The organism is Porphyromonas sp. CAG:1061, from assembly GCF_000435035.1.
GTDB classification, from domain to species: Bacteria; Bacteroidota; Bacteroidia; order Bacteroidales; family Porphyromonadaceae; genus Porphyromonas_A; species Porphyromonas_A somerae.
Genome location: NZ_HF988908.1, coordinates 1 through 6,592, shown reverse-complemented (window position 1 = coordinate 6,592; position 6,592 = coordinate 1). Strand labels below are relative to the sequence as shown.

Annotated in this window: 3 protein-coding genes; all 3 read left to right on the top strand. The window is 51.9% G+C overall.

Annotation, left to right across the window (positions count from 1 at the left end; genetic code table 11):
- Positions 1-2,385: phosphoribosylformylglycinamidine synthase (purL, locus tag QVO39_RS04240; RefSeq protein ID WP_021903147.1), on the top strand; the 2,385-nt coding region annotated here is incomplete at its 5' end.
- 178 nt (positions 2,386-2,563) lie between these two features.
- A complete protein-coding gene (locus QVO39_RS04235; protein WP_021903146.1) occupies positions 2,564-4,996 on the top strand; it encodes a TonB-dependent receptor in 2,433 nt (810 codons plus the stop codon).
- Positions 4,997-5,033: 37 nt separating this feature from the next.
- Positions 5,034-6,464, top strand: a complete 1,431-nt coding sequence (locus QVO39_RS04230; RefSeq protein ID WP_288171749.1) for a hypothetical protein — start codon at positions 5,034-5,036, stop codon at positions 6,462-6,464.
- The last annotated feature ends 128 nt before the right edge of the window (positions 6,465-6,592 follow it).

The window sequence follows — 6,592 nt, the reverse complement described above, 5'->3', positions numbered from 1 at the left end:
ATGCAGAAGCGTGCTGCCAATGTGATTAGGGCGATGGCGGAAGGAGATATCAATCCGATTGTCTCTATCCACGACCACGGAGCTGGGGGGCACCTCAACTGTCTGAGTGAGTTGGTAGAGACGCAAGGGGGTAGAATCTACCTCGATAAGCTGCCTATTGGCGACCCATCTCTTTCGGCTAAGGAGATCATTTCCAATGAGAGCCAGGAGCGTATGGGGCTACTGGTGAAGTCGGGCGATATTGAGGGGCTACGGCGTATTGCGGAGCGTGAGAAGGCACCATTTTATGTGGTGGGTGAGGCGACGGGCGATAAGGAGCTATCCTTTATTGCTGAGGATGGGTCGAAGCCTTTTGATCTGAAGCTGGAGCATCTCTTTGGTTCGGCTCCTAAGACGATTATGACCGATACCACGCGCGAGCAAAGCTTTAGTGAGCCACGGGAGGAGGAGCTTTCGGCCGACCGCTTTGTGGAGAACCTCTACAATGTACTATCGCTAGAGGCGGTAGGCAATAAAGATTGGCTTACCAATAAGGTGGACCGCTCGGTAACGGGTAAGGTGGCACGCCAACAGACTGCTGGACCACTGCAGCTACCGCTCTCCGACCTCGGTGCTGTGGCACTCGATTATGAGGGTAGGGCAGGTATTGCTACGTCGATTGGTCACGCTCCTCAGGTGGCTCTGGTGGATGCTCCAGCCGGTTCGCGTGTAGCAATTGCGGAGGCACTGACCAATCTGATCGGTGCTCCACTCAAGGAGGGGCTGAAGTCGGTATCGCTCTCGGCCAACTGGATGTGGCCTTGCCGCAACGATGGTGAGAATGCTCGCCTTTATGCAGCTGTAGAGGCGGCGAGTGACTTTGCCAAGGCGATTGGGGTCAATATCCCTACCGGTAAGGATTCGCTCTCGATGACGCAGAAGTATCCTGGTGGGCACAAGGTGCTTTCGCCAGGGACGCTGATTGTCTCTGCCGCTGGTGAGGTGTCGGATGTGCAGAAGATTGTACCACAGGTGTGGAATGGCAAGGGGACGATTTACCAAGTGGATCTCTCCTTTATGCCTGGTTGCCTTGGTGGCTCTGCCCTTTATCAGACGCTCGGTAAGGTGGGGGCTGAGGTGCCAGATATTGCCAATCCCGACTATTTTGTGAAGGGCTTTGAGGCCATCCAAGGGGCTATGGCACACGGGCTGGTGCAGGCGGTGCACGATATCTCCGCGGGCGGTGTGATTACCGCTTTGGTGGAAATGATGCTGGGCAATGCTCGTGGTGGTCTGAAGGTGGAGGCACCGAATAGACCAATCGCCAAGGCGCTCTTTGCGGAGAACCCTGGTCTATTGCTCTTTACCACTCAGTCGGAGGCGTTGGAGCAATTCCTTGATGCTCAGGGGGTATGCTACTTGCCTGTGGCAACGACTACCGAGACGCCTACGCTGGTGATTAAGAGTCAGGACCTCGACGTGGAGCTAGGTATGCAGGATCTGCTCGACCGCTGGAGTGTGGCCACCGATGCTTTGGAGAAGCATCAGACCACTCCTGAGAATGCAGCACTTAGGGCAAAGAACCGTGGTCGCCAACCTCTGAAGTATCACTTTGCAGAAGGGCTCTCATTTGCCCGTCCAAAGCGTGAGGAGAAGCGGAGTGGGGTGACAGCTGCCATTATCCGTGATAAGGGAACGAATGGCGAGCGTGAGATGGCTTATGCCCTCTATCTCGCTGGTTTTGATGTGAAGGATGTGCACATGACCGACCTGATGAGTGGGCGTGAGACGCTGGAGGAGGTACAATTGATCGTCTTCTGCGGTGGATTCTCTCACTCCGATGTATTGGGCAGTGCCAAGGGTTGGGCGGCTGGCTTTAAGTACAATGCCAAGGCTCGCCAAGCACTTGACCGCTTCTATGCCCGTAAGGATACGCTTTCGCTCGGTATCTGCAATGGTTGTCAGCTGATGGCGGAGCTCGGGCTACTCTATCCTGAGCACGAGGAGAAGCACCGTATGGCACACAATGCTTCGGGTAAGTTTGAGAGTGCCTTTGTGTCACTGACGATCCCAGAGAATAACTCGGTATTCCTCCACTCGCTAGCGGGTACCACAATGGGTTGCTGGGTGGCACACGGCGAGGGTCGCTTCGACCTGCCTTACGACCTATCGAAGTACCATATCGCAGCCCAGTATGCTTATGAGGAGTACCCTGCCAATCCTAATGGGTCGCCAGCTGGCATCGCTGCTCTCACGAGTGCCGATGGCCGTCATTTGGCGATGATGCCACACCCCGAGCGGAGCATCTTCCCATGGCAGTGCGGCTACTACCCCGAGGAGCGTTCGGACGAAGTGACCCCATGGTTCACCATGTTCACCAACGCCTACCGCTGGCTCACCAAGTAGAGCTTACTAGACATTAACTATATATAGGCCGTGTGGGATTCCCGCACGGCCTATGTTTTTTGGGTAGAGGTGTGAGTAAATAGCTATTTTTAGGTATTGCGTGCTGAGGAATATGGAGATAGATTTGTGAAGTACATTAAAATTGAAGCCCTTTACAATGAATTTATCTATAAAGGCCATGATAGGTCCCTATATACAGCGAGATACCTATCGCAAGGTTATAAGTTTGCTCCTGCTTATTGGTGGAATATTGAGTTTTACGGCAGAAGCTCAATCCCCAAAAGTAGGTACCATCCGTGGAAGGTTGGAGGTAAAAGGTAGTGAAGACCTTGCGGATATTGCCATTTCTCTCGACGGTACAAGGTACCGCACCCTCACTGATGAACAAGGTAACTTTGAGCTACTCAACGTACCTTTCGGCAAATACCGCCTTAATATCTCCTCCCTCTTTATAGAGCCCGAGCAGCATAAGATCGTATTGAATAAGCCGCTTCTTGAGCTCCGCTATCGGATGAAGTCCACCCATACCGAGCTGGAGACAGTGGTGGTGACAGGAACATCGGCGAAGCGACGTACCGAGCTGAGTGGCTTCTCCGTGAATGTATTGGAGCTAGATGCTACCAGTAAGTTTAGTCTCTCCACCTCCGAAGTTCTTGATCGGCTCCCTGGCACCCGCATCCGCAGTAGTGGCGGGCTAGGGGCTCGCACCAATGTGAATATCAATGGGATGTCGGGCGAATCCATCCGCACATTCATCAATGGAGTCCCTCAAAGTAGCTATGGCGGAAGCTTCTCCCTCCGCAGCATCCCCTCCTCCATGATTGAGCGAGTAGAGGTTTATAAAGGTGTAGTGCCCGCCTATCTCTCCGATGATGCTCTGGGTGGTGCCATCAATATCATCCTCAAGAATCGCAGGAGCAATCAACTAGTTGTCTCCTACTCCGCTGGTTCTTTTAATACCCACCTAGCCAATCTCTATGGTAGCTACTACCTAGGGCGTGGTTTTATGCTCTCCGCATCGCTTTACTACAATTATAGTAAGAATAACTACTGGGTGTGGGGCGATGACATCGTCTATGAGCATGGAGATGGACAGGTGACCAAGGTAGATAAAGCACGCCGATTCCACGACGCTTACCGCGACTACGGCACTCGCCTTGCCCTTAGTCTCAACGACCGCAGTTGGGTGGATCAACTCTCCTTCAACGTGATTGCCTCGGGCGGATACAAAGAGATCCAGCACGGTGCACGTATGAATAGAGTCTATGGTAATCGCCATAGAAATAGCCGTATGCTGGCGGTAGAAACTAGCTACCGCAAAGACGACATCCTCACCGATGGCCTTTCCCTCGATCTCCAGCTAGGGTATACCAATAATCATAGAGTGGTGGTAGATACCGTCCCTTATCGTTACGATTGGAGCGGTCAACCCATTGTTGATAGCAATAATCGGCCTATTAAGACCGACTTCGGTGCTGAGGTGCGCAATGCCCTCACGGGTGGTCCCTCATTGCAGACCGATATTAGCCATACCTTTACCACTCGGGCGAGCTTGGCCTATACCTTCCTAGAGCACCATACCCTCACAGCGAGGTGGCAAGGCACCTACTTCCTACGTGATAGCCACGACCCGCTAGTGCCTAAGTACATCACTCCGCCCGACCAGAATAAGAAGTCCTTGAAGTCCATCGCCTCCCTCGCCCTTGAGGATAGTTGGCTAGAGGGGCGTCTGAAGAACTCCCTCTTCTACAAGCAGTATTACCAAAAGGTACATGCCATAATGGAGCTGAATAACCCCACAAATGGCAAGCTGGAGAATACCCCAGTAGAGAGTGCCACTTCGTTCCACGGAGTGGGGGGTACGCTCTCCTACAAGGTGCTTGATGGTCTTTATCTTCACGCGTCGGCCGAGCGGGCGATACGCCTTCCTAGCGAGCTAGAGCTATTTGGTAATATCGCCTCCAACGTCACTCAGATGCCCAATCTAAAGCCAGAGAGAAGCAATAACTTCAACCTCGGCACCAACTTTGGTACCTATCATTTAGGGTCTTTTGGCATCAGCGGATCGGCCACTCTATTCGTACGCGATACACGCGATATGATTCGCGAGAAAGTGATGATCGGAGCCCTTGCCGATTATTCACAATTTGAGAATGTGGATAATATCCTCAGCCGTGGCATTGATACCGAGTGTTCGCTCTCACTGTGGAATAAGCTCTTCCTCACCGGAAGCTACTCCTATACCAAGGCGACCTACAACAATCGGCACGAATCAATCTATGGGCTACCCCTACGGCACGAGCCTCCACACAAGGCCAATCTCAATCTCCGCTACCTGATACCCAATCTCGGAGCCGAAGGCAATACCCTCACTCTCGGTACCAATCTATTCTACGTAAGCAAGTTCCCCGTAGATCTTGTGATCTACAGCACCCCTTATGTGCCGCATCAGTCACCAGTGAGCCTATCCGTCAGCTATACACTGCTCAAGGGGGCACTCACCGTCAGCTTTGACGCAAAGAACATCTTCAATCAGCAGATATTCGACAACTATGCATTGCAAAAGCCCGGTCGTGCCTTCTTTGGCAAGCTGGTCTATACACTGCAATAAGAGACAACACTTTATTCACTTTATAGAAAACAATAGTATGAAACGAACTATCAAAAACCTCTTTACCGTAGGGGCCATCGCGCTCTTTGCCACGCTCTTCTCCAGTTGCGATGATGAGCAAGAGCAGCGTATCGACCCACTAAATCCAGGTAATGGAACAAACATCGTCGGAGCCGACATCACCACTGCTGGCACGTACGAGAGCAAGGACAACCTTGACTTCTACATCGGATACACCGTAGGCTACAACGCTCGCACCAACAACTTCTACCTCCACCAGTTTGACAAGCTCGATGATCCCAATGTGACCATCGTAGGTGGTAAGGATGCCTTTCCATTGGTCTCCGATGCGAGAGCACCACACGCTTATAGAAGTAGCGATGGCTTCCTCTACAGCCTCACCTATCGTGTAGGCGATATCACCAATGTGATCTACAACAAGGCTACCAAGAAGTTTGAGCTGCGCACCACCGTACGCTCACAGAATGTGATCGGTAATAGCAATATGCGCTTTGCCCTGCTACCAGGCACCCATTACTCTTCCGTTCACGAGATCAGCCCCGTTCGCTTCGATGCTTCCGGCCAAGTACTCGGTAAGGATGCTACTGGCACTGCCGCATCTATTGGTGGCGCCTACAACATCGTGATCCTCGATAACACCTTGATGAAGCTAGGCAACAACAATAAGGGTACCGTCAGCCTACCCGAGTTGGATAAGCAAGGCTACTTCATCTCTCGCATCCACACCCCTGTAATTACCGGTGGTAAGATCTACTACGGTGCACAGATCAGTAAGATCGAGTCGCTCGACAAGGTGCCAGGAAAGAAAACGGTTAAGTCGACCGGCAAGACCGCAACCTTGATATTTGACTACCCAAGCTTTAAGAATCCAAAGACCATATTCTATAAAGAGGAGGTAGGCTCCACCACTGGCTATCGCTCTCGCAATATGTTCCTCGCTGAGGATGGCAAGACCATCTACCAGCTAACAGGTTTTGAGGGGGGTAAGGTCTATATGCTCAAGATCCAGGATGGTGAGTACCAAGATTGGTCCATCGATATCGCAGGCAAGTGCGGACACAGTAAGGCCAGAAGCATTGGCTGGTTCTACGCTGGCGATGGGATCGCCTTTGTACCCTACGAAAAGGGAGATGCAAAGCCTATTACCAACTACACCGACCCACACGGTAATGAGATACCTCAATACCCTTGGGGCATTGCTCGAGTAGATCTCAATACAGGAGAGGTGCTGGACCTAGAGGTGCCAAGCCATACCTACTTCTTCCAATACCAAGAGGCTGCCATCCGTAATGGTAAGATTTACTTCGCTATCACACCAGTCGGTAACAACTTTAGCAGCTACGATGGCAACGTCTACATTTGGGACGTCAAGAATACCCAGGCTAAGCCACAGCTCGGAGCCAAGCTAGTCAGTGGATCCGACAACGTCTTCACGGCTATCTTCTAACCTATTCACTTAGGGTTTAATTCGAAAGGGGACCTCTCTCGCGGGGCCCCCTTTCTTTGTTTGTACAAAAGACGAGATGACAGTCCCCACCTCCCTTATACGACCACAAGGATCTACATGACCCAATA

Coding starts and splice junctions, on each gene's coding strand:
- QVO39_RS04235 (WP_021903146.1), top strand. CDS start 2,564: ATGATAGGTCCCTATATACAGCGAGATACCTATCGCAAGGTTATAAGT.
- QVO39_RS04230 (WP_288171749.1), top strand. CDS start 5,034: ATGAAACGAACTATCAAAAACCTCTTTACCGTAGGGGCCATCGCGCTC.